Annotated in this window: 24 protein-coding genes and 1 tRNA gene; 7 read left to right on the top strand and 18 right to left on the bottom strand. The window is 66.7% G+C overall.

Annotated features, from left to right (window positions below; all coding sequences use genetic code 11):
* Nucleotides 1-122: 122 nt before the first annotated feature.
* The 5 genes from CRO07_RS19005 to CRO07_RS00720 form a co-directional block, all read right to left on the bottom strand.
* Nucleotides 123-383 (bottom strand): integrase core domain-containing protein, encoded by a 261-nt coding sequence (locus CRO07_RS19005; RefSeq protein WP_235840896.1) that lies wholly within the window; start codon nt 381-383, stop codon nt 123-125.
* Complete coding sequence (locus CRO07_RS00735) at nt 365-1,315, bottom strand: IS3 family transposase (protein ID WP_235840895.1); 951 nt, start codon at nt 1,313-1,315, stop codon at nt 365-367. Before CRO07_RS00735 ends, CRO07_RS19005 begins: the two co-directional genes overlap by 19 nt.
* Nucleotides 1,316-1,375: 60 nt before the next feature.
* Nucleotides 1,376-1,864 carry a hypothetical protein gene (locus CRO07_RS00730; RefSeq protein ID WP_141400032.1) on the bottom strand — a complete coding sequence of 163 codons (489 nt, stop codon included), beginning with the start codon at nt 1,862-1,864 and terminating at the stop codon, nt 1,376-1,378.
* A 609-nt stretch (nt 1,865-2,473) separates the two neighbouring features.
* Nucleotides 2,474-3,808 carry a trigger factor gene (tig, locus tag CRO07_RS00725; RefSeq protein ID WP_097028772.1) on the bottom strand — a complete coding sequence of 445 codons (1,335 nt, stop codon included), beginning with the start codon at nt 3,806-3,808 and terminating at the stop codon, nt 2,474-2,476.
* Between the two features lie 24 nt (nt 3,809-3,832).
* A tRNA-Leu gene (locus tag CRO07_RS00720) sits at nt 3,833-3,917 on the bottom strand.
* A gap of 189 nt (nt 3,918-4,106) precedes the next feature.
* On the opposite strand from CRO07_RS00720, the gene CRO07_RS00715 reads away from it, so the two are divergent.
* Nucleotides 4,107-4,577 (top strand): Hint domain-containing protein, encoded by a 471-nt coding sequence (locus CRO07_RS00715; RefSeq protein WP_097028771.1) that lies wholly within the window; start codon nt 4,107-4,109, stop codon nt 4,575-4,577.
* On the opposite strand, the gene CRO07_RS00710 is transcribed toward CRO07_RS00715, so the two are convergent.
* Nucleotides 4,535-5,419: an NAD(P)H-hydrate dehydratase gene (locus tag CRO07_RS00710; protein WP_097029029.1), complete on the bottom strand. Its 885-nt coding sequence runs from the start codon at nt 5,417-5,419 to the stop codon at nt 4,535-4,537. The genes CRO07_RS00715 and CRO07_RS00710 overlap by 43 nt on opposite strands.
* 328 nt (nt 5,420-5,747) lie before the next feature.
* On the opposite strand from CRO07_RS00710, the gene CRO07_RS00705 reads away from it, so the two are divergent.
* Both CRO07_RS00705 and glnA read left to right on the top strand, forming a co-directional pair.
* Nucleotides 5,748-6,086: a P-II family nitrogen regulator gene (locus CRO07_RS00705; RefSeq protein ID WP_097028770.1), complete on the top strand. Its 339-nt coding sequence runs from the start codon at nt 5,748-5,750 to the stop codon at nt 6,084-6,086.
* Nucleotides 6,087-6,162: 76 nt separating this feature from the next.
* A complete protein-coding gene (gene glnA, locus CRO07_RS00700) occupies nt 6,163-7,572 on the top strand; it encodes a type I glutamate--ammonia ligase (protein WP_097028769.1) in 1,410 nt (469 codons plus the stop codon).
* A 199-nt stretch (nt 7,573-7,771) separates the two neighbouring features.
* On the opposite strand, the gene CRO07_RS18585 is transcribed toward glnA, so the two are convergent.
* Entirely contained in the window at nt 7,772-7,936 is a 165-nt protein-coding gene (locus CRO07_RS18585; protein ID WP_176504454.1) for a hypothetical protein, read from the bottom strand.
* Between the two features lie 313 nt (nt 7,937-8,249).
* On the opposite strand from CRO07_RS18585, the gene CRO07_RS00695 reads away from it, so the two are divergent.
* The gene (locus tag CRO07_RS00695) at nt 8,250-9,368 is read left to right on the top strand and encodes an ATP-binding protein (protein ID WP_097028768.1); all 1,119 of its coding nucleotides are present in this window, start codon (nt 8,250-8,252) and stop codon (nt 9,366-9,368) included.
* Complete coding sequence (locus CRO07_RS00690; protein WP_097028767.1) at nt 9,365-10,672, top strand: vWA domain-containing protein; 1,308 nt, start codon at nt 9,365-9,367, stop codon at nt 10,670-10,672. The genes CRO07_RS00695 and CRO07_RS00690 overlap by 4 nt, the downstream gene beginning before the upstream one ends.
* Before the next feature lie 62 nt (nt 10,673-10,734).
* Here the strand turns inward: CRO07_RS00690 and CRO07_RS00685 are convergent, their stop codons facing one another.
* The 5 genes from CRO07_RS00685 to CRO07_RS00665 form a co-directional block, all read right to left on the bottom strand.
* Nucleotides 10,735-11,412, bottom strand: coding sequence for a hypothetical protein (locus tag CRO07_RS00685; protein WP_097028766.1), 678 nt, complete (start codon nt 11,410-11,412; stop codon nt 10,735-10,737).
* A 220-nt stretch (nt 11,413-11,632) separates the two neighbouring features.
* Nucleotides 11,633-12,505, bottom strand: coding sequence for a 3-hydroxyisobutyrate dehydrogenase (gene mmsB / locus CRO07_RS00680; protein WP_097028765.1), 873 nt, complete (start codon nt 12,503-12,505; stop codon nt 11,633-11,635).
* Complete coding sequence (locus tag CRO07_RS00675) at nt 12,502-13,536, bottom strand: enoyl-CoA hydratase/isomerase family protein (protein WP_097028764.1); 1,035 nt, start codon at nt 13,534-13,536, stop codon at nt 12,502-12,504. The genes mmsB and CRO07_RS00675 overlap by 4 nt, the downstream gene beginning before the upstream one ends.
* Nucleotides 13,533-14,675: an acyl-CoA dehydrogenase family protein gene (locus CRO07_RS00670; RefSeq protein WP_097028763.1), complete on the bottom strand. Its 1,143-nt coding sequence runs from the start codon at nt 14,673-14,675 to the stop codon at nt 13,533-13,535. The genes CRO07_RS00675 and CRO07_RS00670 overlap by 4 nt, the downstream gene beginning before the upstream one ends.
* 139 nt (nt 14,676-14,814) lie before the next feature.
* On the bottom strand, nt 14,815-15,687 hold the full coding sequence (locus CRO07_RS00665) for a hypothetical protein (protein ID WP_097028762.1): 873 nt from the start codon (nt 15,685-15,687) through the stop codon (nt 14,815-14,817).
* Between the two features lie 85 nt (nt 15,688-15,772).
* Here CRO07_RS00665 and CRO07_RS00660 point away from each other — a divergent pair, with 85 nt between their 5' ends.
* Nucleotides 15,773-17,449 (top strand): ABC transporter permease, encoded by a 1,677-nt coding sequence (locus CRO07_RS00660; protein ID WP_097028761.1) that lies wholly within the window; start codon nt 15,773-15,775, stop codon nt 17,447-17,449.
* A gap of 17 nt (nt 17,450-17,466) precedes the next feature.
* Here the strand turns inward: CRO07_RS00660 and CRO07_RS00655 are convergent, their stop codons facing one another.
* The 3 genes from CRO07_RS00655 to CRO07_RS00645 all read right to left on the bottom strand — a co-directional run bounded on the left by CRO07_RS00655 (nt 17,467) and on the right by CRO07_RS00645 (nt 20,763).
* Nucleotides 17,467-18,960, bottom strand: a complete 1,494-nt coding sequence (locus CRO07_RS00655) for a peptidoglycan -binding protein (RefSeq protein WP_097028760.1) — start codon at nt 18,958-18,960, stop codon at nt 17,467-17,469.
* 3 nt (nt 18,961-18,963) lie between these two features.
* Nucleotides 18,964-20,139 carry a biopolymer transporter ExbB gene (locus CRO07_RS00650; protein ID WP_097028759.1) on the bottom strand — a complete coding sequence of 392 codons (1,176 nt, stop codon included), beginning with the start codon at nt 20,137-20,139 and terminating at the stop codon, nt 18,964-18,966.
* 75 nt (nt 20,140-20,214) lie between these two features.
* Complete coding sequence (locus tag CRO07_RS00645; protein ID WP_097028758.1) at nt 20,215-20,763, bottom strand: gamma-glutamylcyclotransferase; 549 nt, start codon at nt 20,761-20,763, stop codon at nt 20,215-20,217.
* Between the two features lie 62 nt (nt 20,764-20,825).
* Here CRO07_RS00645 and CRO07_RS00640 point away from each other — a divergent pair, with 62 nt between their 5' ends.
* Entirely contained in the window at nt 20,826-21,812 is a 987-nt protein-coding gene (locus CRO07_RS00640) for a DUF2125 domain-containing protein (RefSeq protein WP_097028757.1), read from the top strand.
* On the opposite strand, the gene CRO07_RS00635 is transcribed toward CRO07_RS00640, so the two are convergent.
* The 3 genes from CRO07_RS00635 to hisC are packed head-to-tail and all read right to left on the bottom strand — an operon-like array spanning nt 21,800 to nt 24,689.
* Entirely contained in the window at nt 21,800-22,663 is an 864-nt protein-coding gene (locus CRO07_RS00635) for an extensin-like domain-containing protein (protein ID WP_097028756.1), read from the bottom strand. The two genes, CRO07_RS00640 and CRO07_RS00635, sit on opposite strands and share 13 nt — an antisense overlap.
* Nucleotides 22,660-23,604 (bottom strand): prephenate/arogenate dehydrogenase family protein, encoded by a 945-nt coding sequence (locus CRO07_RS00630; RefSeq protein WP_097028755.1) that lies wholly within the window; start codon nt 23,602-23,604, stop codon nt 22,660-22,662. Before CRO07_RS00630 ends, CRO07_RS00635 begins: the two co-directional genes overlap by 4 nt.
* Nucleotides 23,604-24,689: a histidinol-phosphate transaminase gene (gene hisC / locus CRO07_RS00625; RefSeq protein WP_097028754.1), complete on the bottom strand. Its 1,086-nt coding sequence runs from the start codon at nt 24,687-24,689 to the stop codon at nt 23,604-23,606. Before hisC ends, CRO07_RS00630 begins: the two co-directional genes overlap by 1 nt.
* Nucleotides 24,690-24,801 lie beyond the last annotated feature (112 nt).

The following is a 24,801-nucleotide window of genomic DNA, read 5'->3' as shown; positions in this document are numbered from 1 at the left end:
GCGGACGTAGAATTTTCTCGGCAGGATGGACGAGGAGATTCCGATGAAGAAGAGCCGTTTCACCGAAGCCCAGATCATGGGCGTGCTGCGTCAAGCGGATGGCGTGACCTGCCACCGGTCTTTCATCCAATCGCGACCGGAGCCGGTAGCTGATTTACGCCCTTTGGCGCGGATTGAGCAATCGCCCGGCGCGCGGAACCCTCGTCGCGTGCAGCGGGACGGGCGATTGTGGTGGTCAGGTGCAGGGCGAAGCCTGCAGGCGTCTGGTCGCCGAGGGCCCAGTGGGGCCGTTCGGTGTTGTAGTCGGTGACCCAGGCCGCGATCAGATCGCGGGCATGGGCGAGGTTGCGGAACAGCGTCTCGTTCAAGAACTCGTCCCGCATCCTGCCGTTGAAGCTTTCGACAAAGCCGTGTCTCGCATCGGCTTTCCGGGGGCGATGTAGTGCCATTCGACCTTGTGCTCGGCGCACCACTTCAGGATCGCGTTCGAGGTCAGTTCCGTCCCGTTGTCGCTGACGATCATCCCCGGCTTGCCGCGGCGTTCGATCAGCGCGGTCAGCTTCCGCGCCACGCGGCGGCCAGAGATCGACGTGTCCGTGATGGCGGCGATGCATTCGCGCGTGACGTCATCGACCACGTGCCGCACCCGGAAGCACCGCCCGCAAGCGAACGGGTCATGGACGAAATCCAGCGCCCTGCGCGCATTGGCCCGCGCCTGGATCAGGATCGGGGCCCTTGTGCCGATGGCCTTGCGGCGCGCTTTGCGTTTACGCACCGTTAACCCTTCTTCGCGGGAAAGCCGGTAGATGCGGTTGATCCCCGACACCTCGCCCTCTCGCCTGAGCAGGACGAACAGCCGTCGGTAGCCGAACCTGCGCCTCTCGTTGGCCAGATCACGCAACCGCCCGCGCAGCGCCCCGTGTCCGGCGCACGCTGCGACTGATAGCGGACCATCTTGCGATCTGCGCCCGCAATCTGACACGCCCGCCGTTCCGACAGCCCGAGATGGGCCTTCAGATGTGCGACAGCCTCGCGCTTCACGGCGGGCGTTACCATTTTTTGACAGCAGTTCCTTCATCGCTGCCATGTCGAGCATCTGCTCGGCCAAGAGCTTCTTCAGCTTGGCGTTCTCGTCCTCCAGTGCCTTCAGCCGCTTGGCCTCGGACACCGTCATCCCGGAATACTTCGCCTTCCAAGCATAGAACGTGCCTTCCGACATCCCGTGCTTGCGGCAGAGGTCAGCACACTTCGCGCCTGCCTCATGCTCCTGCAGGATGCCGATAATCTGCTCTTCCGTCAGTCGTGCCTTCTTCATCGTCCGTCCTCTCCATGGGCCAGACTCTAATCGCAGATGGAGAAAAAATCCCGTGGCAGGTCAGTCGAGGCGGCTTTCCCGGTTGACCGAAATCGTCACGCCATTCTGGGCGATCCGCATGTGGCTGTAGCGGCCGGAGGCGTCCGCCCTCTTCAGTTTCGCGCGCGCGAAGGCCGGCAGGGTCTTTTTCGGCCAGAAGATCCGGCTGTAGAGATGACTGACGCCGATCCGCTTCCCGATGTCCGGGTCGGCCAGGATGCGGCGCAGCGTGGTGATGGCGTCGCCGTTGACGATGCGGCCATTGTCGCGTTGCCTGCTTCTGCGCCGGGCGATCCAGAAAGACCGAGACGCCGGCGCCGGCCTTGCCGTTGCGGGGCCGATGGATGATCCGAAAACCCGACGGCTTCGCCTTGCGACGGTTGCCGCCCGCCTCCGGTTTTTCATGTGTGCGGTTGAAGATGACCCCGTCGGGTCGCTCGGGATATCGCGCGCCACATGCCCTGCACACCGGGCCTTCGAGGGCGCCACCGGCGAAGCGCAGGCGGTCATATTCTTTCCGGACGGGCTCGTTCGACAGGATGGTCAAGCTGATGGCCGCATTCCATTGTGCGGCCGTCATCCCGGCCAAGGCGATCATCTTCGTGGTCGAAAGCGTCCGCGGGGGATCTATCGTCGCTTGACAGGGTGTCGGCGGCCAGCCCGGTTGTCAGCACCGCAACGCTCGCGGCGTTTTTCCCTTGAACCCTGGGATCGTGAAATCCGCAGCCCCCAAAGCGGCCGTGACAGGTATTCAGGGTGAAATCGGCGGACGCCGCGGGGTAGACTTCGGCACGGCTTGGTTGCTGGGGCGTCTTGACCCTGCGACCTTCGATCGTGATCTGCGTTCAGGAAGGCCCCGGACAGCGGACGGAATATCGGCCGTCTGGGACGGCGCAGAGATCCCGCGGCGGTTATTCTGGTCAGTGTTGCGGCGGGACAAAACTCCCGCCATCCGCATGCGATGCGCCGATGAATAGGCCCATAAAATCAAACGGCTGCCGAGATATCTCTCGGCAGCTGCGGCAGTTGTGCCCCAAAACCCGGAATGAGCCACAGGGGGAAGGATCGAAAGGTCAAGACGCGGTGCGGTCACACCAATCGAGGTGCGACCGACACGGCTCACATCTCGTCGAGGGCCTCGATCGCCTTCTGAAGATCGTCCTTGCTGATCTCTTTCTCGGTCACGGTGGCGCCGGCCAGGATCAGATCCACAACCTTTTCTTCAAAGATCGGGGCGCGCAGCTGCTGCTGCACTTGCGGGTTCTTCTGAACGAACTCGAAATAGGCGCGCTCTTGCCCCGGATACTGCCGGGCCTGCGCCAGAACCGCCTGGGTCATCTCGGCGTCGGTCACCGCCACTTCGGCCTTGCGGCCAATCTCGGCCAGCAGAAGGCCCAGACGCACGCGGCGCTCGGCCAGCGTGTTATGCTCGTCGGTGGCTTCGATATGGCCATGGTTGTGGCCATGCTCTTCCGGGTGCTCATCGTGCCAAAGCTGGTGGGCGATCTGATGCGCTTCGGCCTCGACCAGTTTCGACGGCAGGTCGAAGCTGACCATCTCATCCAGCCGGTCCAGCAGCGCGCGCTTCAGGATCGCGCGCGAAGCGCCCTTGTATTCAGCCTCAAGACGCTCGGCGATCTGCGCCTTCAGCGCGGCCAGATCCTCGGCACCGTATTTCTTCGCCAGCTCGTCGTCGACCTCGGCGGGCTTCGGCGCCTTGACCGCCTTCACGGTGCAGGCGAATTCGGCATCCTTGCCGGCCAGATGCTTGGCGCCGTATTCGGCCGGGAAGCTGACCTTCACGGTCACTTCCTCATCGACCTTGGCGCCGACCAGCTGTTCCTCGAACCCCGGAATGAACGAGCCAGAGCCCAGAACCAGCGGATAATCCTCGGCCGAGCCGCCTTCGAACAGTTCGCCATCGACCGAACCCTTGAAGTCGATCACGACCTGATCGCCGTCCTTCGCCTTCGAGCCCTTGCGGCGGTCTTCGAAATTCTGCGCCGATTCCGCAAGGTTCTTCAGGGCTTCTTCCACCGCGGCTTCGTCGGCCTTCACCACCAGACGTTCCAGAGAAATCACCGAAGAGTCGATTTCCGGAATCTCGGGCAGGGCTTCATAGCTCATCTCGACAACGACATCAGACCCTTCCTTCCAGGTCTCGCCATCGACCATGCGCACTTCCGGCTGCATCGCCGGACGGTCACCCGAGGTTTCCAGATGCTCGCGCATCGCGCCATCGATGGCATCCTGCATCGCATCGCCCAGAAGCCGGGTGCCGAACTGCTTTTTCAGCATGGCCATCGGCACCTTGCCCTTGCGGAAGCCCTTCATCTCGATGTCGGGCTGCGCCTCGACCAGCTTCTCCTGGACTTTCGCTTCCAGTTCGGCAGCGGTCACCGTGATGGTGTACGCGCGTTTCAGACCTTCGTTCAGGGTCTCGGTGACCTGCATCTTCTTACGTCCTTCTTGTTCCTCTGGTGCGGGTGAAGGGACTCGAACCCCCACGCCTTTCGGCGGCAGGACCTAAACCTGCTGCGTCTACCAGTTTCGCCACACCCGCCTTCGCGCCGCACCCGTGGGCCGACCCGAAAATCCGCGCCGTTCTAGCAAAGCGCCGCCCGCGATGCGAGAGGAAAAGCGTGGCGCCGCTGCCTTGCCTTCGCCACGAACTTCCGCGCCTTTGCCATGGAAATGCTGCACCCGGATGCGATCCGTCGCCGGACACCGCAGCCGCAGAGGGGACCGACGCATGACCGTCGCCACGGATGCCGCCCGGCCGACGCTGCACCTTGTGCGGCTGGCCGTGGGAACGCCGGTGATGACGCTGGACGGCGTCCTGCCGGTTGAACACCTTTGCCCGGGAGACCGGCTGATCGCCCGGCAGGGCGCGCTGCGGCTGGTGGCGTGCCGGCCAGAGATTCATCGTCACGCCGCGATGCTGCGCGTGGCCCCCGGCACCCTTGGCCATGGCCGCCCCCTTGATCCGATGCTGATGCCGGCCGATCAGCCGGTTCTGGTGCAGGGTGCGCGCGCCGATCTGCTGCATGGCGCAGCATTGGGGGTGGTTGCGGCGGGCCGGATCGCGGACGGGCGACTGAACCGCATCGTGCTGCGGGCCGAGGCGCGTCTGGTGGTGCTGGCCTTCGACGAACCCGCCACGATTTACGCCGGCGATCTTCAGCCGGTCACCACGCCCGAACCGCTGTCCGTCTCGGCCTGACGCAACAGCGCACGCAAGACCGCCGGCAAGGCTTCGGAAAGGTCTTCCGCGATCAGGCCGGGGCCTGTGACGCGCGCGGCCTCGACATGCAGCCAGACGGCGGTGCCGGCTGCCTCGGCGGGCGCGAACCCGCGCGCCAACAGCCCCGCGATCAGCCCGGCCAGCACATCCCCTGCCCCCGCGGTGGCCAGCCACGGCGCCGCCCGCGCCCCGGTTGCGCGATGAACGGCCACCGATCCGTCCGGCCCCGCCACGATCGTTTCCGCCCCTTTCAACAGCACGGTCGCGCGGGCACGTCCGGCTGCAATCCGGCAGGCATCGGCGCGGGCGGCAAGCCCCACCGCGCCGGCCAGATCGGGGAACAGCCGCGCGAACTCGGCCGTGTGCGGGGTCAGGATGCAGCCGGGATGCAGCCCCGCAGCCAGATCCGGGCTGCGCGCAATCAGCGTCAGCGCGTCGGCATCCACCACCACCGCCCGCCCCGCGGCCAATGCCACCGCCACAAGATGGGCCTGCACCGGCCCCAGTCCCAGCCCCGGCCCAAGGCACAGCGCGTTCAGGCGCCTGTCGGTCAGCATTTGCGCCAGATCCGCGCCACCATCGACCGCGCGCAGCATCACGGCATCCAGCCGGGCGGCATTCTCGGGGATGGCGGCCGCCGGGCAGGCCAGCGTCACCAACCCCGCCCCCACCCGCAGCGCGGCCCGCGCAGCCAGCCGCGCCGCACCGCCATGGCCCGGCGGGCCGCACAGGATCAGCGCATGGCCGTGATCGTATTTGTGCTGCCCCTCGTGCTTGGACAGGCGGGCGGGGTCGGGCGGACCGATCTGATGCAGGGTCACGGCGCAGGACCGACGCGGACGCCAACCGCCGACCCGGCGGGTCCATCCGACGCTTTGATGGCATTCCATGGGGGGCAAGGTGCCGCCGCCCGTCCTTCGGCCATCGCCCGCGCCGCGGTGGCGCGCATTTGGGCAGATGTGACACTCCGCACCGGTTCACCGTCGTTTGCGTTCATTTTGCGCTTATTCCTTGGGCGTCTTGATGCAACTTTCATCGGCCCCGCCAGAATCCCGCAGCGCCTGCCTGTCCACCGATCCTACGCAATTGTCCCCGCCTGCGAGAAGTGGTCAGTGGCTCTCGGACAAGGGCAAGAGGGGGAGTCGGGCCATGAAAAAGGTCGAAGCGATCATCAAGCCGTTCAAGCTCGACGAAGTGAAAGAGGCGCTTCAGGCCGCGGGCGTGCAGGGGCTTTCGGTGACGGAAGTCAAGGGCTTCGGCCGCCAGAAGGGCCATACAGAACTGTATCGTGGTGCTGAATATGTGGTGGATTTTCTGCCGAAGGTGAAGATCGAGGTCGTCCTTCCCGATGACATGGTCGAAACCGCGGTCGAGGCGATCATCGCCGCCGCGCGCACCGACAAGATCGGCGACGGCAAGATCTTCGTCAGCCCCGTCGAGCAGGCCATCCGCATCCGCACCGGCGAAACCGGCGAAGACGCGATCTGACCCCCGAAATCAAGACCGGGGCCGGACGGGCAGAACCGACCCCATCCGACAGCGATCCTTCAGCAAAGGGAAAACTATGAGCAAAGTAGCTGATGCTCTCAAACTGATGAAAGACGAGGAGGTCGAATATGTCGACATCCGCTTTACCGACCCGCGCGGCAAACTTCAGCATGTGACGCTGGTGGCCGATCTCGTCGACGAGGACTTCTTCGAGGAAGGCTTCATGTTCGACGGCTCGTCCATCGCGGGCTGGAAGTCGATCGACCAGTCGGACATGAAGCTGATCCCGGACGCAGGCTCGGTCTATATCGACCCGTTCTATGCCGAAAAGACGATGTGCGTGCATTGCAACGTCGTCGAACCCGACACGGGCGAGCCCTACTCGCGCGACCCGCGCGGCACCGCGCTGAAGGCCGAAGCCTATCTGAAGGCATCGGGCATCGGTGACACCGCCTATTTCGGGCCGGAAGCCGAATTCTTCATCTTCGACGACGTGCGCTATTCGGTGACGCCGGCGAAGGTGGCCTACCAGATCGACGCCGATGCGGCGGCCTGGAACACCGACTCGGAATACGAGATGGGCAACCTTGCCCACCGCGCCGGCCACAAGGGCGGCTACTTCCCGGTGAACCCGATCGACGAAGCCCAGGATCTGCGCGGCGAGATGCTCTCGACCATGAAGCGCATGGGCATGAAGGTCGACAAGCACCACCACGAAGTGGCGACCTGCCAGCACGAACTGGGCCTGATCTTCGGCGGCCTGACCGAGCAGGCCGACAACATCCTGAAATACAAGTATGTCATCCACAACGTCGCGGCCGCCTATGGCAAGACCGTGACCTTCATGCCGAAGCCCATGAAGGGCGACAACGGCAGCGGCATGCACGTCAACATGTCGATCTGGAAAGACGGCAAGCCGCTCTTTGCCGGCGACAAATATGCCGACCTGTCGCAGGAAGCCCTGTGGTTCATCGGCGGCATCCTGAAGCACGCCAAGGCGCTGAACGCGCTGACGAACCCGGCGACCAACAGCTACAAGCGCCTGATCCCGGGCTTCGAGGCTCCGGTTCTGCGCGCCTATTCGGCCCGCAACCGCAGTGGCTGCGTCCGTATTCCGTGGACCGAATCGCCGAAAGCCAAGCGCGTCGAAGCCCGTTTCCCCGATCCCTCGGCGAACCCCTATCTCGCTTTCGCGGCGCTGCTGATGGCCGGCCTTGACGGCATCAAGAACAAGATCGACCCGGGCCCGGCTTCGGACAAGGATCTTTACGACCTGCCGCCGGAAGAACTGGCCGCGATCCCGACCGTCTGTGGCTCGCTGCGCGAGGCGCTGGAAGAGCTTGAAAAGGATCACGACTTCCTGCTGGCGGGCGACGTGTTCACCCGCGACCAGCTTGATGGCTACATCGCGCTGAAGTGGGAAGAGGTCTACGCCTACGAGCACACGCCCCACCCGGTCGAATACCAGATGTACTACAGCTGCTGATCAAGGCGGTGAGGGACAGGAAAGGGCGCCTTCGGGCGCCCTTTCGCATGGATGACGGGATCACGCGACGTCAGCGCGGCACCGATCCTGCCACGGTTCAGACAGGCTTTCGTCGACTGGACCGGATTGCGCAGCGCCCGTCGGGCGATCATGGAAGGGTCGAGGCAAGGCCCGCACAAAGGCCGGGATCGCGGCGGCGTCAGACCGGATCCACCGGCGGAAAGCGGATCACAACGGTCGCGCCGGCCGCCACCTCGGGCTGCCCGCCCAGCCAGGTCACCGAGACCGCAAGACGCGCAATGAAGGCCGCGCCCGACAGGAACCGCCAAAGGGGAACGCCGCTGCACGCCGGCACCTGAACCAATTGAAATACCCCCTGATCGGCCTAGCTGATCTTCAGGTCAGCGCGACACCGCGCCCTGCCAAGGGGATGCTGCGCCAGCATCTGGGCGCGCGGAAGGGCCTTTGATCCCGCCAAATTTCGCACAACCGGCCATCCTCAAACAATTTACTTGTCAATGCGGCAAAAGCGCGCATGACTTGGAAACTTCGGACCCTATCATGATCTTGACGATCTGCATGACTGGGGGCCCGTTCGCCTCCCCGGCCAAAGCCCCCCACAGGCCGGATCGAACGGTCCGATGCGGGTCTGGTGTGTCTAGGTGAAAGGAACAGGAATGACCGTCAATACCATGGACGTTTCTGCCGGGCATGCGATGCGGGTTCTGCGCGCGGGATGGGCGGCGCAGCGCGCAGGCGCACTGACGGCATCGTGGATGCTGCATGGCCGGCCCGGCGTCGGCAAGACCGAAATCGTCCGCCAGCTTGCCGCCGAACAGGATGCCCGGCTTTACGATCTGCGGCTGACCACCATCGAAAGTCAGGATCTGCGTGGCCTGCCCTATTACGACCACGAGACGAAGAAGACGCTGTGGTATCGCCCCGAGGATCTGCCCGACGATCCCGCGCACCCCTCGCTGCTGTTTCTGGACGAGCTGACCGCCGCCCCGCCGCATCTGCACCCGGCCGTCTATGGCCTGCTGCTGGAACGCCGCGTCGGCCCCCACCATCTGCCCGACACCGTGTTCCTTGTCGCCGCCGGCAACATGATCGAGGACGGCGCCGTGGCCTATGAGATGGGCAGCGCGCTGTCCGACCGCCTGATCCACCTGCACGTCCGCGCGACCGCATCGGACTGGCTGGAAAACTATGCGATTCCGGCCGGGATTCATCCGGCGGTTCTGGCCTTCATCCGGATGCGCCCCGACCTGCTGGAAACCACATCCGAGGCACTGGACCGCGGCCTGATGATCGCGACCACACCGCGAAGCTGGGAACGGGTCAGCCGGATCATGCGGGCCGTCCCCGACCGCGCCTTGCGACGGGTGATGGTCGCGGGCACCGTGGGCGAGGCGATCTCGGCCGAGTTCATGCTGGTGGCCGACGATATCGAGACCTCGGTCTCGGTCGAGCGCCTGCTGACCGCCGCCCCGCATGAACGGATCAACCTGTATCCCGATTCGATGCATGGGCTTCATGCGCTGATCTATGGGCTGGTGGGTGCGCTGGGGCCGCAGACGGCAGTGCCGGTGATCGATGTGATGGCAGGTATCCGCACGCTTGATCGTCACCGCACCGACTGCGCCTATGAAAAGATGCCGCTGGCCGAGCTTTGCACCCATGGGTTTGAAATGGCGATCCGGCGCGGGCTGGAACAGGGCCTTGCACAGGACTTCATCAGCCATCCCGCCTATGCCGCCTATGCCAGGGAACGCAAGGCGATGGGGCTGGAATGAAAAGCCGGCACTCGCGCCGGGCCGGCGCCGCGCTGCGCCGCCTGTCCGAAGACGATCCGGCGCTGGGGGCGCTGGCGCTGTGGTGCGCGCATCGCGACAGCGACGACAAGGATGCCACCGCTTGGACCGACGGCCGGTCGATCTTCTACGGCCCCCGCTTCGAATCGCTGGCCCCGCATGAACAGGCCGGCCTTGCCGCGCATCAGGTGCTGCATCTGGCGCTGCGCCATGCCGCGCGGGCACAGGCGATGCATGGCCGCTTTGGCGACCGCTATGACGACGAACTGTTCAACATCGCCTGCGATGCGATCCTGAACCAGACGCTGGTCGAGGCGGACCACTGCATCCCGCGGCCTGCCGTCCTGCTGCCCGAACTGCTGAAGGCGGCGCTGCCCGAAGAAACCCGGACAAGCCATTGGGACGCCGAGGGTCTCTATATCCGTCTGATGACCGATGCGGCCCGGTCCGGCAAGGGCACCGGCGAATCGCATGGCAAAGGCCATGGCAAGGGCGACAACCGCAACGCCCGCCCCGATCCCGCCACCGCGGCGCGCGACTTTGCCCGGCAGAAGGGCTTCGGCGCCGATCTGGAACCCGCCCCCGGCCCCGTCGATGGCGACGAGGCCGAAACGCCTGACGCCGACTGGCAGGAACGCATCACCCGCGCGATGGAGGCTGGACGCTCGGCCGGGCGCGGGATCGGCACGCTGTCGCACAAGCTGCTGGATCTGCCGCAGGTCGGGCTGCCACGCTGGGAACACATGCTGCGCCGGATGATCTCGAAGGCGGTGGCGCAGGTGCCGCGGCCCGACTGGGGCATCCCGGCCAAACGCTGGCTGGCCGCCGACAGTGCGGCCAGACACGAGCGGCGCTATCAGCCGGCGTTTCAACCCGCCCGCCGCCCCGACCGCAGCCGCGCCCGGGTGGCGATTGCCGTAGATACCTCGACCTCGATCGACGATGCGCGGCTGGCGCTGTTTGCGGCACAGGTCGCAGGCATCGGCCGCCGCACCGGCGCCGAGGTGCATGTGCTGGCCTTTGACACCGTGGTGACCGGCCACACGAAAATGCAGGGCATGGCCTGGGAATCCGAAATCCAGCGGATCGGCTTTGCCCGTGGCGGTGGCACCGACTTCGGCCCGGTGATCGCCCAAGCGATGGAGCTTGACCCTTCGGTGATCGTGATGCTGACCGACCTTGACGGCCCCTGCGGCCCGGCGCCGAAGGTGCCGGTGATCTGGGCGATCCCGCAAGACAGCGCCTCGGCGCCGCCGTTTGGCAGGGTCATCAGCCTTGCCCACTGAACGGCATGAAAAAACCGCCCGGACCAATCTCCGGGCGGTTTTTTCATGGCAGGGGATGCGCCTTAATTGGCCGTTCCGCGCGCCATTCCGGCCAGACGCGCATGGGCCGAGATACTGGCCACATCCAACGTGATTTCGCGCACCGGGGTTTTCTGAAGCAGGTTCACCCGCTTCAACGCGCCCTCATCCAGCCCTTCGCCGAACAGGCCGTCGCGCAGCACCTTCTGTTCGTCGCGGGTCAGGTCAATCACGTTGTTGTCGGCGGCACTTTTCACCGAAACCAGCGTGATCGGCGGCAGCCGGGCAAGCGTCGACTGTTCGACCACCAGTGTCAGCCGCCCCTGAAGGATCCCCCGCCCCGCCGCGATCCGGGTCAAGGCCAGACGCCCGCGCAGCCGCAGCAGATCCAACACGCGGTCGGCATTGTCCGCCTCTCCGGCGCGGGCCCGGACAGGAACCACGTTGCCTTCGGCAAAAAGCATCAGAAACAACAGGATCGGTGACAGCGCCAGCGATGCGGTCACCAGATCGGGCGCCCCCATGATCGCGACCGGGATCGGCGCCACCACGGCCGCGTTGCGCAGAATGGGCGACTCGGCCGTCATCCGCCAGAAGGCGCTGGACAGCACAAGCCGCCGGGGCCAAGGCCGCCCGGCCTCGGCCAGCATCAGTTTCGGAAGTCGCGGCGCCTTGAGCGTCCAGCGGTTCAGGATGGTGGAAGGAGCCAGTACGAAGATCATGTCATACCCTGCCTCTGTCACCTGTCAATGCGACGGCGGCGCCAAGGTTCCCCGCATGGCGCCCCGTCAGGATTACATATTTTTGCCATCGGCGGGAGACGGATTGCAGCGACCGCCCGACGTTGCCGGAACACGAGCTGGCCGCTGGCAGACACCAGCCCGGCCGGGCCAGAACAGGCTGGTGGGGGCCGGTGACAGGCACCGGCCCGGCAGGTCACCCCTAAGCCCGGTTGCGTTTTTCAAACCGCGGCAGCATGGCCGAAAAGTCGCGGCCGCGGCCGTCCTCATCCTCGACGAAGGTTTCATACAGTTCGGCCGCAAGCCGCCCCATCGGCGTATCGGCATCGGCGGCTTCGGCGGCCTGCTGCGACAGGCGCAGATCCTTCAGCATCAGCTCCGCGGCAAAGCCCGGACGATAGTCGTTGTCGGCGGGGCTTTTCGGCCCCACGCCCGGCGCCGGGCAATAGGCGTTCATCGTCCAGCTATACCCCGACGAGGTCGAGACCACGTCGAACATCTTCTGCCGGTCCAGCCCCAGCTTGTCGGCCAGCGCAAAGGCCTCGCAGGTGGCGACCATGGTGACGCCAAGGATCATGTTGTTGCAGATCTTGGCCGCCTGCCCGGCACCGGCCGTGCCGCAATGCACGGCCTTCTGGCCCATCACCGCGAACAGCGGCTGCACCTTGGCGAAAGCCTCGTCGCTGCCGCCGGCCATGAAGGTCAGCGTGCCCGCGGCCGCGCCCCCCACCCCACCCGAGACCGGCGCATCCAGCGCCCCAAGCCCGGCCTGCGCAGCAAGGGCCGCCACCGCCCGCGCGCTTTCGACATCCACGGTCGAGCAGTCGCACAGCACCGCATCCGGCGTCATCGCCGGGATCACCTCGGCCGCAACCGCACGCAGGATCTGGCCGTTCGGCAGCATGGTGATGACGACATCTCCCCCGCGGGCCGCCTCGGCGGCCGAGGTGGCCGGTGTCACGCCCTCGGGCATGGGCGCTGTCAGATCGAACCCCGTGACCGCATGGCCTGCCTTGGCCAGATTGGCCGCCATCGGCCCACCCATGTTGCCCAGACCGATGAAACCGATTTTCATACTTTCTCCTCCTCGAATGTCAGGGCGTCCGCTTCCAGCGGCGCAAGAAGCGCCGCCACCTCGGCCGGGGTGACGGCGCCGATATCGGCGTGCCGCCAATGCGGGGTGCGATCCTTGTCGATGATCGCCGCACGGATGCCTTCCAGAAAATCGGCCCGGTCCTGCGCGCGGAAGGTGAAAAGATATTCCGTCTCCAGTGCCTGCCGAATCGAGGGGGCGGGCCCCAGCCGGCGCAGGATCTCAAGCGTTGCAGCCATCGCCAGCGGCGAGCCCGCACGCATGGCCTTCAACGCCGCGGCCGCGACATCGGACCCGTCCGCCACAAGCCGCGCCACGACCTCGGCCAGCGTGCCGGGCGCGAACAGCCGGTCGATCACAGCCTGCTGCGCGGGCAGCGCCGAGACTGGCGCCGCATGGTCGGTGATCGCCAGCCGACCGCCCTCCAGATTGGCGATCAGTGCAGGCCAGTCGGCCTCGGGCACGAAATGGTCGGCAAAGCCTGCGAAGATCGCGTCGCCCGGCCCCATCCGGCTGCCGGTCAGGCCCAGCCAGACCCCGACCCGTCCGGGCGCCCGCGCCAGAAGATGCGTGCCCCCCACATCCGGCACAAGCCCGATGGCGCATTCCGGCATGGCGATCCTGCTGCTTTCGCCCACGATCCGGTGGCGCGCATGGCAGCCCAGCCCGACGCCGCCGCCCATGGTGAAACCCTGCATCAGGCTGACCACCGGCTTGGGATAGTCCGCAATCCGCGCGTTCATCCGGTATTCGTCGCGCCAGAACCGCTGACCAAAGGCCACATCGCCGGCCGTGCCGCGGGCGTAAAGCTCGGCGATGTCGCCACCGGCACAGAAGGCGCGCGGTCCGGTCGCATCCATCACCACCAGATCCACCGCGGGATCGCCCGCCCATGCCTTCAGCGCCGCGTCGATCTTCAGGCACATGGCATAGGTCAGCGCATTCAGCGCCTCGGGCCGGTTCAGCGTGATGCGCCCGGCCCGGCCCACCTTGCGGATCAGGACATCGCTCATGCGCCCGCCCCCAGCGAGCGGGCAACGATCACGCGCATGATCTCGTTCGTGCCTTCAAGGATCTGATGCACCCGAAGGTCGCGCACGATCTTCTCGATCCCGTAATCGGCCAGATAGCCATAGCCGCCATGCAGTTGCAGGCACTGGTTGGCCGCATCGAAGGCCGCGTCAGTCACATGCATCTTTGCCATGGCGCAGAACTTGGTGGCGTCGGGGTCATGCCGATCCAGCTTCCATGCCGCCTGCCGCAGGAAGATTCGCGCGGCCTGAAGCCGAACCTCGATCTCGGCCAGCCGGAACTGAAGCGCCTGAAACTCATCCAGCCGGCGTCCGAAGGCGCGGCGCTCGGCCATATAGGCCAGCGTTGCGTCAAAGGCCGCCTGCGCGCCGCCCAGCGCGGTGGCGGCGATGTTCAGCCGCCCGCCATCCAGCCCCGCCATGGCATAGGCAAACCCGCGCCCCTCATCGCCCACCAGATTGGCATCCGGCACAAGGCAGTCGTCGAACTGGACCTGCCGGGTTTCCTGCGCCCGCCAGCCCATCTTGTCCTCAAGCCCGCCAAAGCTCAGGCCCGGCGCATCCGAGGGCACGATCAGCGTCGAGATCCCCTTCGGCCCCTCGCCCCCCGTGCGGCACATCACCAGATAGGCGTCCGAATAGCCGCCGCCCGAAATGAAGGCCTTGGTGCCCGTCAGCCGCCAGCCGTCCGGCCCCTTTGCCGCCCGTGTGCGCAACGCGGCCGCATCCGACCCCGCGCCCGGTTCGGTCAGGCAGTAAGAGACCACCGTTGTCAGCGCGCAGATCCCCGGCAGCCAGCGCGCCTTCACCTGATCCGAGCCGAAGCGGTCGATCATGCCCGCGCACATGTTATGGATCGACAGGAAGGCCGCGACCGACGGGCAGGCCATCGCCAGCGCCTCGAACACCAGTGTGGCATCCAGCCGGCCAAGGCCAGATCCGCCATACTGTTCCGAGACATAGACCCCGCCCAGTCCCAGTTCGGCCACCTTCGGCCAAAGCGCGGGAGGGATCGTTCCCGCATCTTCCCACGCCCGGGCATGGGGCGCGATCTCGGCCTGCCCGAACGCGTGCGCCATGTCGAAAATGGCCTGCTGCTCCTCGCTCAGCGCGAAATCCATATATCCTCCCACCTTGGCCCGGCTCTCCCGGAGGGCGAGGGTATGTCAGCGGCTGCGCGGCTGTAAAGCGCACGGGACGCTACGTCACTTGGCACAGGCCGGGGGACTATGGCGCCGTGGTGAAGGGACAGGCAGACCCTCAGGATGCAAGAAACGTTACGCCCGGCATGGCACGGATGCGGGCCACATCCTCGTCATAGGCCCGTGTCATGGCGTCGATCAGATCCGGGGTCCAGCCCGGCATCTCGAACTCGAACTCCAGACGCTCGGGCAGGCCGAACTTTTCAAGGAAAGCCGAGACCACCCGCCGGCGCCGCGCCGGCCCGTCGGCGGGATGTTCGGCAAGAAACGCCTGCATCCGCTTGGTCCCGGTGGGCGACATGATCTGGGCCAGAAGCTCGTCGGCGCCCTCGAACTCGTCGGCCTGCGGATGGCCCGAGACCGCGGCCAGCACCTCGGGCCAGATCAGCGGCGTATCCTCGTCGCACCAGACCGTCAGCGCCACATCGGGCGCGGCCTCGCGCATGGCGCGGATCGTGTCGGACCAGCGCAGCGCCGCAGGATCGCTGCCTTCCATGAACTCGGCAGAGCTGCGGCCACGCTGCTTTTGCAGCAGCGCCGGAAGGTAGGTCACGGGATTGCGGATCGCCAGATGCGCCTCGGCGGTATGGTCGGGAAAGATGTCGGCCAGCGCGCGCAACCGCTCGCCCGCGGCAGGATACAGTGCGCCGCGCAACACCCATTGCGGATAGGCCAGAAAATTGTCCCACGACAGGATCACCCTTTCGGCCGGTTCGCCTTCAAGGATCTGGGCGATCACCATCGACTGTGCCTCGGGCGAGGTCTTGGCCCCTTTCAGCGTCACCGCCGTGTCGCGCAGAAGCGTCCGATACAGCGCCGGTGCCGGCACCGCGATCCCGGCATCGGCCAGCATGTCGACATTCTGCTGCAAGCAGCGCAGCAGGCGCTCCTCATCCGTGCAATGCAGGCCAAGATGGTAGACGATGCGCATCGGGGCAGAAACCGGCTGGACAAGGATGTGACGGACTATACTTGCTTTTCTGGACAGTGAAACCGCTTTCGGATAATCGCCGGCCATGCTTGATCCGACAGGGACCACCCCGCCCGCCCGCCGTGCAGCCTTCGTGCTGGGCCTTTTGCCGGATGGCTGGTCGGTGGGGGCGCTGGCGATCGCGGCCCTTGTGCTGGCGCCGATCCTGTCGGTGATCTGGATCGCTTTCCACCCGGTCGAAAACATCTGGCCACATCTCAGCGCGACCGTCCTGCCGCGCTATCTTGGCAATACGCTGGTTCTGATGGCGGGGGTGGCGGTGCTGACGGGTGCCGTGGGCACGGGGGCGGCGTGGCTGGTGGCGATGCACCGCTTTCCGGGGGTGCGGCTGCTGGATCATGCGCTGCTGTTTCCGCTGGCGATCCCGGCCTATGTGGGCGCCTATGCGCTGGCGGATTTCTTTGACTACTCTGGCGCGGTCCAGACCGGCCTGCGCGATCTGATGGGCTGGCAATCCGCCCGCGACTACTGGTTCCCCGAGGTCCGATCCCGCTGGGCGGCGGTTCTGGTGTTGTCGGCGGCGCTTTACCCTTACGTCTACCTGCTGGCCCGCGCGGCGTTCCGCGAACAATCCGGCGCCTCGTATGAGGTGGCCCGCGCCCTTGGCACCGGCCCCTTCGGTCTGTTTCGCCGCGTGGGGCTGCCGCTGGCCCGCCCCGCCATCGCCGCGGGCGTGGCACTGGCAATGATGGAGACGGTGGCCGATTTCGGCACCGTCGAGCATTTCGGCGTGCAGACGCTGACAACCGGGATCTTCTCGGTCTGGCTGACCGGGGGCAATGCCGGCGGGGCGGCGCAGATCGCCAGCGTGGTGCTGGGGCTGATCCTGCTTCTGCTGGCGCTGGAACGTGCGGGCCGGCGCAATGCCCGCTATCACCGGATGTCGCGGGGCGGCCGGCCGATCGTGCGGTCACAACTGCGGGGGCTGCGCGGCTGGCTGGCGACGGTGGCCTGCCTGCTGCCCTTCACCATGGGATTTCTGCTGCCGGTGGGCGTCATGCTGTCCCACGCGCTGAAAAAGCCCGAGGCATGGACCTCGCCCGGCCTGTTGCGCGCCTTGGGCAACACGCTGACGGTGGGCGGAACAGCGGCAGTGCTGACGGTGGCTGCGGCGGTGTTTCTGGTCTATGGCGTGCGACTGTCCCGGCGGGGTTTGCCGCGGCTGGTGCTGCCGCTGACGTTGCTGGGCTATGCCGCGCCGGGGGCGGTGCTGGCGCTGGGGTTTCTGGTGCCGCTGGCGGCGCTGGATCACCGGGTCGCGGATGCGGTGCTGGCGCTGAGCGGAACCGATCCGGGGCTGTTGCTGACCGGGACGGCGGCGGCCTTGGTGCTGGCCTATATGGTGCGGTTCTTCGGGGTGGCGCAGGGCGCGGTGGATTCGGCCTTCGGGCGGATCTCGCCCAGCCTGCCAATGGCGGCGCGGTCACTGGGCCGGGGAGCCGGCGGCACGCTGCGCGCGGTCTATCTGCCGCTGATGCGCGGCTCTGTCGCGACGGCGCTGCTGGTGGTGTTTGTCGATTGCGTCAAGGAATTGCCCGCGACGCTGCTGCTGCGACCGTTCAACTATGACACGCTGGCCACCCGCGCCCATGAACAGGCCAGCCTTGAACGGCTGGGCGACGCCGCGCCCGCGGCGCTTCTGGTGATGCTGGTGGGGCTGGCCGCGGTGGCGCTGCTGGCGCGATCGAACCGCGCGGAGTGAGCGGCGGCCCGATCCGCTCAGCGTTCGGTCAGCTTCAACTCGATCCGGCGGTTCTGCGCCCGTGCCTCGGGGGTGTCGCCTGCAACCACCGGACGGAACTCGCCAAATCCCGTGGCTGCAAGCCGCGACGGCGGGAAGCCAAGCCCGTCCTGCATGAACCGCACCACCGACAGCGCCCGCGCAGAGCTGAGTTCCCAGTTGTCGCGGAAGGCCCCAAGACCCGACAGCGGCACGTCGTCGGTATGGCCATCGACGCGGATGATCCAGTCAATCCCTTCGGGGATCTGGCCCTGCACATCGCGCAAGGTGCTGACAACGCCCGCGATCTGCGCCTGCCCCTCGGGCGCAAGCTGGGCCGAGCCTGCCTCGAACAGCACTTCGGACGAGAACACGAAACGGTCGCCCACCACCCGAACCCCCTCGCGCCCGGCCAGAACCTGCCGAAGCTGGCCAAAGAATTCCGACCGGAACTTTTCCAGATCCAGCTTTTCCGCCTCAAGCCGGCGCCGCTCGGCCGCTTCCAGATCGGCGCGGCGGCGCTGTTCGGCCGCCACCTGCGCCAGCGCGGAATTCAATTGCGTTCCAAGGCTTTGCAACTGCACCTGCGCTTCGGCATCCTTGGCCTCCGCCGCATCCAGCAAGCCCTGCAAGGCCCCCAGTTGCGTCCGCAACGCCGCCACCTGTTCATTCAGCAACGCCACGCGGCGGGCGGCCTCAAGACCTTCGGCCTCTTGGCGTGACAGCGCCTCGCGCGCGGCGGCAAGGGCGGCCTCACGGCGTTCAGCGGCACTGACGGCCTTTGCCGCCTCGGTGCGGGCCGCGGCCAGCAGGGTCAGCGTGTCCTCGGCGCGTTTGCGCTGTTCTTCCAGCGCAAGGGTCATCGCGGTCAGTTCGGTCTGGCTGGTCTCCAGCCGCTTGCGCAGGGCATCGGCCGCCGCGGCATCGGCCAGACGCGCGGCATCGGCTTCCGACAGGCGTTGAGCAGACTCGGCCGCCTTGCCCTGAAGTTCGGCCACCAGCGCCTCAAGCGCGGCGCGGCGGGCGGCGGCAAGGCGGGCCTCTTCGGCCTGCCGATCAAGATCGGTGCGTGCGCCGGCCAGTTCGGTCTCGATCCGGCCCTTTTCGGCAAGCAACCCCGCCACCTGTTCCTCGAACGAGGCGATCCGGCCCGCGGCGGCGGCCAACTCGCCCTCGCGCGTCGAAAGCGTGGCGGTCAGGGTGGCGATGGTGGCGACCTGCCGTTCGCGTTCAACCCGTGCGGCATCGACGGCGGCGGTCAACTCGGCACTTTTCTGCCGTTCCAGCCCCAGCGCATCGGCCAGATCGGCCAACTGCCCGGTCAGGCTGTCCAACTGGCTGTCCTGCGTGGTGATCGTCTCGCGCAGGACCGATTGGATCACCATGAAGATGGTCAGGACAAACATCAGCACCAGCAGCAGTGCCGTCATCGCATCGACGAAACCGGGCCAGATGTTGATCTCGCGCCGACCGTTGCGCCGGGAAAGCGCCATGGCCTAGCCTCGCACGGAGGGACTGCGCGACAACTGCCGCACGGCAGCCGTCAGTGCCGCCAGATCGCTGCGCAGGTCCGACACCGCCTCTTGCCGGCCGGCGGCGATCTCTTCCAGAATCCGCAGCAACTGACCATCGATCGAGCGCAACCGCATCCGTGCCTCGGCATCGGACAGCGCCGAGGATTCAGCATCCCCCAGCGCCATCACCAGCCGTTCCAGCCCCACCGCGATCCGGCCCTGCACATCGGTCTGGCCGACAGACTGCGCCTCGACCCGGTCGGCCAGTCGCGCCACCGCCGCCGCCAGTTCCGCCATGCGCAGATCGACAAGGCTGCGGCTGGCATCGGCCTGCGCCTGAAGCTCTTGCAGCCGGTCCATCTGCTGCATCATCTGCTCGGCCACCGCCGAAACCATCGACGGCTCGGCGCCTTCGCCTTCGGCGCCCGCCATCGACAGCCGGGTAAAGGACGACAACCACTCCTCAAGCTGGCCATAGAACCGGTTCTGGCCGTGGCTGGCGAACAATTCCAGCAACCCCACCACCAGCGACCCGGCAAGCCCCAGCAGAGACGACGAAAACGCCGTGCCCATGCCGCCCAGATGGACCTCGAACCCCGCCATCAGTTCCCCGAACAGGTCGATCCCGCTTTGTCCCGGCTCTGGCGAGAGCGCGCGGATGGTCTGGACCAGCGCCGGCACCGTGATCGCCAACCCATAGAACGTGCCAAGAAGGCCAAGGAATATCAGAAGGTTGGCGATATAATGGGTGACATCGCGGGCCTCATCCAGCCGCGTGCCGACGGAATCGAGGATCGACCGCGCACTGGTCGAGGAAATCTGCATCCGCTTGCCGCGCGACCGCAGCAGCGAGGCCAGTGGGGCAAGCAGCCGCGGCGCGCGGACGAACTCGAACCCCGGACGATCCTTCACGAAATTCTCGATCCAGCCAACCGATTGCACAAGCTGGACCATCTGGAAGATGCACGAGGCCACCCCCAGCAGAAAGACGAAGACGATCAGCCCGTTCAGCCATGGGTTCGAAAAGAACACCCGCTCGACCATGGCAAAGATGACCCATGCGCCCGCAATCACCAGCGCCGTGACGATCAGCATCATGGCAATCTGGCGGATGGGCTGGGTGAAACGCGGCTCGGCCTCGACAGCGGTTCGTATCATCGCGGGTGGCGGCCCCTTCTGGTCTGCGGCCGTCAGAATAGGCGCAGGCGGCGCCAGTGCCAACGGGGTCCGGTCTCAGCCCGGCAGACCGTTGCCCAATTCGCGCACCCGCTGCGCCAGCCAGCCCAGATCGGCATCATCGATGCCAAGGGCGGCCAGATGGTCGGCCGTGTTCAGCAGGTAATCACGGTTCGGCCCGCGCCCGCCCACCGCCTGCGCAATGATCCGCGCCTGTGCCTCAAGATCCAGCCCACCGCAATATTGCGCATGATCCGGGTCGATCACATAGGCCAGCGCCGTCACCACCTCGCCCGAGACAAGCCGCACCGGAAGCCAGCGTTCCAGATAGGCGCGCGAGATCAGCTCGCGCTCCCGAAGCTCGGCCAGCGTTTCGGCCTCGGAGCCGGGGGCGACCTCGAACGCCACCCCGTCGCAATGCGCATCGGGGGCCGCATCCAGCGCCAGCACCAGCCCCGGAAGATCGGGCGTGCCGCGGTAGTGGATCGACGTCATGCAGAAGCTGCGGTGCCAGCCCGACAGCCGCGCCGTCAGGGTCCGGGCCACTGGAAATCCCGGATCCCAGATCAACGATCCATAGCCAAAGACCCACAAGGGCCGGTCCATGCTGGTTCTCCTGTCTGGCTTCTGTAAACATCAGCGGGACGCGGAAGAAAAGAGGCGGCGCGATGCGAAGACTTCTGGGGCTGGGGCTGGGGCTTGTCCTGCTTTGGGCGGGATGGTGGGCCTTGGGCGCGCAGGCGGTCACGCAGGGCACCCGCGCACTCTTTGCCAGCGACGCCCGGCTGCATGCGCCGCAAAGCGTTGATGTCGCGGGGTTTCCGGCCCGGTTTGATCTGACTGTCAAAGAGGTGGCATTCAGCGACCCGCGCCGCGGCACCGGCTGGCGGACGCCGGTGGTGCAGCTTTCCGCGCCCAGCTGGCAGCCGTGGCACCTAAGCGCAACCTTGCCCGCCCGGCAAGAGATGGACCTGCCCGGCCAGACCGTCAGCATCGCCGCGCAGGCACTGGGCGGCAGCCTTGTGTTGAAGCCGGGGCCGGCGCTGGCGCTGAACAGGGTCGCGGCGTCGGCCGAGGCGCTGGACCTGCGCTCGACCCTGGGCTGGGATCTGGGGATCAACACCGCCCGGCTGACGACCCGTCAGGTCGAGGGCGATGCCACGCGGCACGCGATCACGCTGGATCTGGCCGGGCTTGCCACTGGCGGCTGGCTGGCCCGCGCCGCCACCAAAGCCACGCTGCCGCCAGACGTGGCCGAGATCGCGCTGCGGGCGGTGGCCGGGTTCTCGGCCCCGCTCGACCGTCATGCCGGCAACAGCCGGCCCGCGCTGCGCAGTCTTGTGGTGCAAGACAGCCGCATCCGCTGGGGCACGATGACCCTTGCCGCAGCGGGCGAGATCGCGGTGGACGCCACCGGGCGGCCCGAAGGCCGGATCGACCTTGGCCTGACCAACTGGCGCGAGGCGCTGCAAGCGGCGGTGGCGCTGGGTCTGGTCACCCCGGAAGCCGCACCGACATGGGAACGGATGCTGGCCATGTTCGCCGCATCGTCAGGCGGCGAGCGGCTGGACCTGCCGCTGGTCATGGCCGGGGGACGGATGAGCCTTGGCCCCCTGCCCCTCGGCCCGGTGCCGCGAATCGCTCAGCGGCAATAGGCGCTGCGGCGGGCGGCGGTGTCGAAATGCAGGTGATCCTCGTGATAGCCGTCCGAGCCCGGCCCGAGGGTGGTGCCGAAGATCCCGCAAGCCGCGCGATGCGCCGCCTGAATCATCTTCTCACGCCGGTAATCGCGCGCGATGGTGACGCGCTTGCCATTGGCCAGCGTAAAGCCCGAAATATCGACCGCCTTGCCGCGGCCATGCTCGCTGACCGGGGCGCCCTTCTGGTTATTGCGGCCGCGGCAGACATAGGCGCCCGCGATCTCAAGCCGGACGACATCGCCGGCCGACGGGCGCAGGCCACGATTGATCCACGTTTTCAGCGCCTTGGCGGTGGTGCAATCCATGGTCGCGGCCATCGACAGCTTCACCCCATCGATCGCGGTCACCGTCACCGGCGCCTCGACACCGCAGCCACGGGTGCGGCTGACGATGGGGGCCACGGTCTCGCCACGGATCGCGGGGTCGCCACAGACCGAGCCGCGCCGCGGCTGCACCAGGGCTGCACCCGGACGGGTGCGAACCGCGGCGGCGGCGACCAGCTGTTCCTGCGGGCGGGCCTTGGGGCGGAACAGCGCCCCCAGCAGGCCGGCACGGGCGCGGCCGGGTTCGGGTCTGGCCAGAAAGCTCATCGAGGGGGCATCACCCGGCATGGGGACCGCGGCGGCAACGTGAACCTCGGGGCGCGGGCGGGGGCGCAGCGCGTCCTGCGTCGCGGGCGCGGCTTCCGCCGCCATGCGCAGCACCGCGGGATTGGCCAGCGGCCGGACCGAGACGGCGGGGGCATCTGCGAAAGCGGTTCCGGCCAGTAGTCCTGTCAGCAGAACCGTCGCACCCCATGCCTTCATCGTTCCCGAACCTTCCCTGTTGTCGTTGCCCCCTCGGCCACACGGCCAAAGTCCGGTGCCGAGGTATCCTGACCGGCCTCGATGATTCCACGCCGTATTGCGCGGGTTCTGGTAAAGTATTCGTGAAGGTGATCGCCATCGCCCAGACGGATGGCACGCTGCAACGCGAAAAGTTCCTCGGTGAAGCGTCCGAGAATATCCAGCGTCGCCTCTTTGTTGGTCAAGAACACATCGCGCCACATCGTCGGATCAGAAGCCGCGATGCGCGTAAAGTCGCGGAAGCCGGCGGCCGAGTAGCGGATAACCTCCGATTGGGTCACACGACGCAAATGATCGGCTACCCCGACCATCGTGTAGGCGATAAGGTGGGGGGTGTGACTCGTGACGGCCAGCACCAGATCGTGATGCGGCGCGTCCATCGTATCGACATTCGCCCCCATCGCCTCGCACAGGCCGCGCAGCCGCGCCAGCGCCGCGGGATCAGTGGTATCGGTCGGCGTCAGCAGCCACCAGCGGTTCTTGAACAGCGTGGCAAAACCCGACCTCGGCCCCGAATGCTCGGTTCCTGCAAGCGGGTGGCCGGGGATGAAATGCACGCCCGCGGGGATATGCGGCTGCACCGCATCGATCACCGCCTGTTTGACGGACCCCACATCCGTCACCGTGGCGCCCCGCTCAAGATGCGGCGCGATCTCGGCCGCGACCGCGCCCATGGCGCCCACCGGCACCGCCAGCACGACCAGATCGGCGCCCTTCACCGCTTCGGCCGCCGTCTCGAACACCCGGTCGCACAGGCCGATTTCCAGCGCGGTGGCGCGGGTTTCGGCGCTGCGGGCATGGCCGGTGATTTCCCGGCACAGCCCGCCCTGCCGCATGGCATGGGCCATGGACGAGGCGATCAGCCCCAGCCCGATCAGCGCCACCCGGTCATAAAGCGCCATCAGCGCAGACCCTTGAACTGGGCAATCGCATGGGCCACCCGGCGGCAGGACGCCTCGTCACCGATGGTGATGCGCAGGCAATGCGGCAGCTTGTAGCCCACGACGCGGCGCACGATCAGGCCCTGACTTTGCAGGAACAGGTCGCAGGCTTCGGCCTCTTGGGTATCGGCAAATCGGGCGAGGATGAAGTTCGCCATGGAAGTGTCTGACGGAACGCCGATTTCCGCCAAAGCCTCGGCCAGCCAGACCCGCCAGCGGGCGTTATCGGCACGGCAGCGGGCAACGTGATCCTGATCACGCACCGCGGCCTCGGCGGTTTCCAGCTGCGTGGTCGACAGGTTGAACGGACCCCGGATGCGGTTCAGCACATCAATGATCGCCTTCGGGCCATAGCCCCAGCCGATCCGAAGGCCGCCCAGCCCGTAAATCTTGGAGAACGTCCGCGTCATCACGACATTCGTCCGCTCTTCGACCAACTGAAGACCAGCGTCATAGCCCGGCACATATTCGGCATAGGCGCCATCCAGCACAAGGATCGCCTGCTGCGGCAACCCGGCGGCCAGCCGCGCCAGATCCGCCTGCCCGATCATCGTGCCGGTGGGGTTGTTCGGATTGGCCAGAAACACCAGCCGGGTCCGCGGCGTGCAGGCGGCCAGGATCGCGTCCACATCGGTGGTGCGTTCACGCTCGGGCACCTCGACCGGGGTCGCCCCCACGGCCAGCGCCGAGATGCGATACATCAGAAAGCCGTGTTCGGTGAACACCACATCGGTATGCGGCCCGGCATAGGCCTGACACAGGAAGGTGATGATCTCGTCCGAGCCGCAGCCGCAGATCACCCGGGCCGCATCCAGCCCGTGCACCTCGGCAATCGCATGGCGCAAGCCGGCGTGATCGGTGGAAGGATAGCGATGCAGCGTATGGGCCGAACGCAGGAACGCCTCTTTCGCCTTTGGCGAGGGGCCAAAGGGATTTTCATTCGACGAAAGTTTCAGCGCGTTGTGAATCCCCGCCACATGGCTTTTGCCGCCTTCGTAAAGGGCAATGTCGAGAATTCCGGGCTGGGGGCGTATGGCGTCGCTCATGGGTCACCTTCCTCTGCCAGCCGGGTTCTATCGCCGCAGCGGCGGCGAGGCCAGCGCGAAGTCCCGGCGCCGGGCACGACCTATGTCGATGCGGCGCATCGGCCACAAATTC

Origin of the sequence: Cereibacter ovatus, from assembly GCF_900207575.1 — a bacterium.
Taxonomy (GTDB): Bacteria; Pseudomonadota; Alphaproteobacteria; order Rhodobacterales; family Rhodobacteraceae; genus Cereibacter_A; species Cereibacter_A ovatus.
The sequence above is the reverse complement of the archived record's forward strand: the minus strand, read 5'-3'. Positions and strand labels throughout refer to the sequence as shown.

Coding starts and splice junctions, on each gene's coding strand:
- CRO07_RS19005 (WP_235840896.1), bottom strand. CDS start 383: ATGCGGGACGAGTTCTTGAACGAGACGCTGTTCCGCAACCTCGCCCAT.
- CRO07_RS00735 (WP_235840895.1), bottom strand. CDS start 1,315: ATGAAGAAGGCACGACTGACGGAAGAGCAGATTATCGGCATCCTGCAG.
- CRO07_RS00730 (WP_141400032.1), bottom strand. CDS start 1,864: ATGACCGCCTGCGCTTCGCCGGTGGCGCCCTCGAAGGCCCGGTGTGCA.
- tig (WP_097028772.1), bottom strand. CDS start 3,808: ATGCAGGTCACCGAGACCCTGAACGAAGGTCTGAAACGCGCGTACACC.
- CRO07_RS00715 (WP_097028771.1), top strand. CDS start 4,107: ATGACCGTCGCCACGGATGCCGCCCGGCCGACGCTGCACCTTGTGCGG.
- CRO07_RS00705 (WP_097028770.1), top strand. CDS start 5,748: ATGAAAAAGGTCGAAGCGATCATCAAGCCGTTCAAGCTCGACGAAGTG.
- glnA (WP_097028769.1), top strand. CDS start 6,163: ATGAGCAAAGTAGCTGATGCTCTCAAACTGATGAAAGACGAGGAGGTC.
- CRO07_RS00695 (WP_097028768.1), top strand. CDS start 8,250: ATGACCGTCAATACCATGGACGTTTCTGCCGGGCATGCGATGCGGGTT.
- CRO07_RS00690 (WP_097028767.1), top strand. CDS start 9,365: ATGAAAAGCCGGCACTCGCGCCGGGCCGGCGCCGCGCTGCGCCGCCTG.
- CRO07_RS00685 (WP_097028766.1), bottom strand. CDS start 11,412: ATGATCTTCGTACTGGCTCCTTCCACCATCCTGAACCGCTGGACGCTC.
- mmsB (WP_097028765.1), bottom strand. CDS start 12,505: ATGAAAATCGGTTTCATCGGTCTGGGCAACATGGGTGGGCCGATGGCG.
- CRO07_RS00675 (WP_097028764.1), bottom strand. CDS start 13,536: ATGAGCGATGTCCTGATCCGCAAGGTGGGCCGGGCCGGGCGCATCACG.
- CRO07_RS00670 (WP_097028763.1), bottom strand. CDS start 14,675: ATGGATTTCGCGCTGAGCGAGGAGCAGCAGGCCATTTTCGACATGGCG.
- CRO07_RS00665 (WP_097028762.1), bottom strand. CDS start 15,687: ATGCGCATCGTCTACCATCTTGGCCTGCATTGCACGGATGAGGAGCGC.
- CRO07_RS00660 (WP_097028761.1), top strand. CDS start 15,773: ATGCTTGATCCGACAGGGACCACCCCGCCCGCCCGCCGTGCAGCCTTC.
- CRO07_RS00655 (WP_097028760.1), bottom strand. CDS start 18,960: ATGGCGCTTTCCCGGCGCAACGGTCGGCGCGAGATCAACATCTGGCCC.
- CRO07_RS00650 (WP_097028759.1), bottom strand. CDS start 20,139: ATGATACGAACCGCTGTCGAGGCCGAGCCGCGTTTCACCCAGCCCATC.
- CRO07_RS00645 (WP_097028758.1), bottom strand. CDS start 20,763: ATGGACCGGCCCTTGTGGGTCTTTGGCTATGGATCGTTGATCTGGGAT.
- CRO07_RS00640 (WP_097028757.1), top strand. CDS start 20,826: ATGCGAAGACTTCTGGGGCTGGGGCTGGGGCTTGTCCTGCTTTGGGCG.
- CRO07_RS00635 (WP_097028756.1), bottom strand. CDS start 22,663: ATGAAGGCATGGGGTGCGACGGTTCTGCTGACAGGACTACTGGCCGGA.
- CRO07_RS00630 (WP_097028755.1), bottom strand. CDS start 23,604: ATGGCGCTTTATGACCGGGTGGCGCTGATCGGGCTGGGGCTGATCGCC.
- hisC (WP_097028754.1), bottom strand. CDS start 24,689: ATGAGCGACGCCATACGCCCCCAGCCCGGAATTCTCGACATTGCCCTT.